Origin of the sequence: Paraburkholderia sp. J11-2 (assembly GCF_905220185.1) — a bacterium.
Taxonomy (GTDB): Bacteria; Pseudomonadota; Gammaproteobacteria; order Burkholderiales; family Burkholderiaceae; genus Paraburkholderia.
On the sequence record NZ_CAJMYY010000068.1, the window covers coordinates 1 to 3,271 of the forward strand.

3 protein-coding genes and 1 pseudogene are annotated in these 3,271 nt (G+C 59.1%); 2 read left to right on the forward strand and 2 right to left on the reverse strand.

Going from position 1 to position 3,271, the window contains the following annotated elements; all coding sequences use genetic code 11:
- Window positions 1-345: 345 nt before the first annotated feature.
- Complete coding sequence (locus tag U5A57_RS41065) at window positions 346-723, reverse strand: DUF3564 family protein (RefSeq protein ID WP_321918041.1); 378 nt, start codon at window positions 721-723, stop codon at window positions 346-348.
- 135 nt (window positions 724-858) lie between these two features.
- A pseudogene (locus U5A57_RS41070) lies at window positions 859-1,227 on the reverse strand (cupin); the annotation flags it as partial.
- 501 nt (window positions 1,228-1,728) lie between these two features.
- Here U5A57_RS41070 and U5A57_RS41075 point away from each other — a divergent pair.
- Window positions 1,729-1,923, forward strand: a complete 195-nt coding sequence (locus tag U5A57_RS41075) for a hypothetical protein (RefSeq protein ID WP_321918038.1) — start codon at window positions 1,729-1,731, stop codon at window positions 1,921-1,923.
- A gap of 187 nt (window positions 1,924-2,110) precedes the next feature.
- On the forward strand, window positions 2,111-3,157 hold the full coding sequence (locus U5A57_RS41080) for an AraC family transcriptional regulator (RefSeq protein ID WP_321918040.1): 1,047 nt from the start codon (window positions 2,111-2,113) through the stop codon (window positions 3,155-3,157).
- The last annotated feature ends 114 nt before the right edge of the window (window positions 3,158-3,271 follow it).

Here is a 3,271-nt window from a genome sequence, read left to right on the forward strand (position 1 = left end):
ATATGTCTTGCTGACCAGCTTCCTCTTCAATGAACCAGTGACGGGACCAGGCTTGTCCCTGCGGCCGCTTCGAATGTTTGTCCTGAATGCATGTCGATGTGCAGTGCTTCGGTGAAACACCGTGTGATTTGACATAAAAACAATTGCCGAAATTTCATCTTGTTCAGGCTATTTTCAGATGTCCGCTTCGGACATCTGAAAATAGCTTTGACAAATTTCGTATTATTACGGGTGGTTCGAATATATTCGAGCTACTTATCTTCTTGCACATCAATCCCATAGCACCTCCACCCACGATACCGAATGTGGAAAGATTGCGACGTCAGACGGCTGAGCGCCCCGAGGTCAGATCTCGTCCTCAGCGAACACGCTGTGCTCGGCAAGCACGGAGTCCTTGTCGACGCACTGCACGTGCCAGTGCCCAACAACGCTTGATCCGCTTTCGCGTTCAGTGCAGCACCAGAGTGCCTCGCCCGATTCCCCCTCGAACGGGCCAGTTTGGGCTTCCATGGCGAGGCCGTCGAGGATGAACAGGGGGCGCGCATCATGCTGATCGCACACCACCGTACCGCGCTCATCGACCCGCAGCTTTCCCCAGTCGGGAAATTGGAGGCCGGCATGACCTTCGCGCGACCACTTGTGGGTGTCGTTGTCGAGCCAAAGGATCGCATAGGCATTCGGGTCAAGACGGTCGAAAGTGCCGAGATGGAGCGTGATTCGCATGAATTTCTCCGGTCGTGTTCGTGGCTTCGTGATCTGCTGCAGCAGTCGGCGGACATATCGACTGTACGTGCAGCGGCAAGCTTGTACATGCGTCAGGGTGTCGCTTTTTGCCGCTTTATACTTACTAGGGCGCCGCGGCGGTTCCTCGTCTACCGATTTGAATTCGGCAGGGCTCACGATTTTGATGTACTCGATGTCTGGCTCGTGTTCGAAGAGGACGGCGCCTGATGCACGCAATCGCCCGCTTCGACGAGCGTTTCCTTGTCGCCGTACACGAAGCGCGCCCAGTCTTTGAGCATGCTGACGATATGAAAATCTGCCTCATGCCGGTGCCAGCCCGCGCCCAACTTCGGCGCAAGATTTGCCCTAAAAAGTTGCGTGACCACCTGTGACCCTCACGATTTCCAGATCACGATAGACAAAGAAATAGCGCAGCCCAGTGCGCGTGAATGACGTGTCCTGCGGCTTGACGTGCGAAAAACCCGTGGTAAGTCCGGTTTGCATGGCAGATCTCCCGAGTGCGATGGAAGAAGAGGCACCAGGTTTGGCAAGCACGACGCGTTCCAGCATCCTAATTTTGGCTTGGCACCGGGTGGTGGGTGCCCTGTTTCCCGATTTGTGACAGAACTAGATCGGCTTCGAGCTATCCGTGGGCTGGCTCGCATCGACGCCTCGCTTCTGGCTGACGTACACCGTTTCCGCGAGAGCCAGCCCTCGTGGCACTTCGCCTCATATGTGATACGTGATGAAAGTTCGCGAGAGCGCCCCGGTCAACGGCGGCAGAGTACGAGCGCAGCGTCCACCGTCCTTGCTGGCGCAGGGCGCTTCGGGCGGCATATCGACTGCACTCATTCAGGTGGGCCGTACTGCTTGCTTCGCGGTGTGGGTCACGACGCGCAATGACGGGGGTGCCGCGATCGGCGAGCGCCTCGGCGCCAACCGTATATCCCACCACGGCGATCAGTTGCCGCGCCGCGCTGGGCAATCGTCGACAACATCGGGACCGTGACCTGGACGGACAGCCTGAGGGCGGTCACACGCGGCGGCGTCGTGGTGGTCAACGGGGTGACGACCGGCCGTGCAGCGGAAACCGATCTGCTTCGCATCTTTGTCGAGCAGATCGGCATGTGCGGCGCCATCATGAGCACGCTTGAAGAGATGAAAGCCATGACGCAGTTCATCATCTGTAAAGAAATCTAACCGGAGGAAGGCGCTGTCGTGCCGATGACGGAGGCTCGTGCGGCGATCGCCGAGATGATCGACGGCCGCACGCGGGGAAAGGCCGTCTTCACACGATAAGCGCTCGGTCGGATGCCGCGTGATACTCTGCTTGACCGCGCGCGACAGCGAGTGCGGGGCGCCGCCGCTGACGTACTGAGACTTATTCATGTCCATCGTGAAGACACATTATCTGGACCTGCCTGTTGTACTGGAGCCAGCTCACCAACTCGAGATTTCACATCAGCGGTTCGATGTATGCGCGCTGCCCGCTCATCAGCAGCTCGGCGCATGGTGCGATCGAATGATCGGTGTCGTCGACCTGCTAACAACGCGCGATAGACGTGGACAGCCGTTTCGCGGCCGGATCGACCGCTATGCCGTGGGCGAATTCCTTTTCGCGGACTGCTACACTGATCGCATCACGCAGGACCGCACGATCGCGAGAATTTCCAGGGACGACGCTCGCAGCATCGTGTTCCACATATTCTTCGACCGCGCGCCCGACAACGAGCTTATCTACGCCGGCAAAAAGCGCACTGACCCGGCGCTCGAGGGCGGCATCTTCGCGATCGACCTCGACCAGCCAATGCAGTTCAGGCGAGCCGCCTGCCGGCACGTGACGATCTTCCTTCCAGGCCTGTTGCTGTGCGACGTTTTTCCGGACCCATCGGCGCTACATGGGCGCATGCTCTCGCCCCTCCTGCCGGTCGTGCGCTTTCTCACGGACAGCGTCATGTCACTCGCTGCGCAGATCCACCACATGGCTGCAGGTGATGCGCACCGCGTACTGCGGGAACTGGTGCTACTGATCGCGGATGCGTTCGCCGACCAGGCGGGGTTGAAAGGCAGCAAGTCGTCGCTTGGACGTGCGATCGCATTCGATCAGGCGCGGCGCTACGTACGCGAGAACCTGCATGATGACAGCCTCTCGCCTGACAACGTCGTGGAATCGCTTGGTCTTTCCAGACCAACGGTGTACCGACTTTTTCAGCATGACGGCGGCCTCGCCGCGTACATCAGACACGTCCGCTTGCGCGCTGCCGCCCGCGAACTGGTCGCGTGGCCGGGAGTGCCCGTCAAGGACGTCGCGTATGCCCACGGCTTTACGAGCGCGTCCGACTTCACACGTGCCTTTAGACGCGCCTATGGTATGGCACCTCAGGACGTGCGGGTGCATAACTCCCGAGCGAGCGAGGATGGATTGATCGATTGATCGATTGATCGATTGATCGCGCGGAGACCGTCATTAGCAGATTGACTCAGTGGTGCATTGGCGGCGCCGCGAGCTGGTGTGCGGAGAGCCAATAAGGTTCACAAACATTCGTAC

Bases quoted from the DNA above. Each gene is read 5' to 3' on its own strand.
- U5A57_RS41080 (WP_321918040.1), top strand. From the start codon at position 2,111: ATGTCCATCGTGAAGACACATTATCTGGACCTGCCTGTTGTACTGGAG.
- U5A57_RS41065 (WP_321918041.1), bottom strand. From the start codon at position 723: ATGCGAATCACGCTCCATCTCGGCACTTTCGACCGTCTTGACCCGAAT.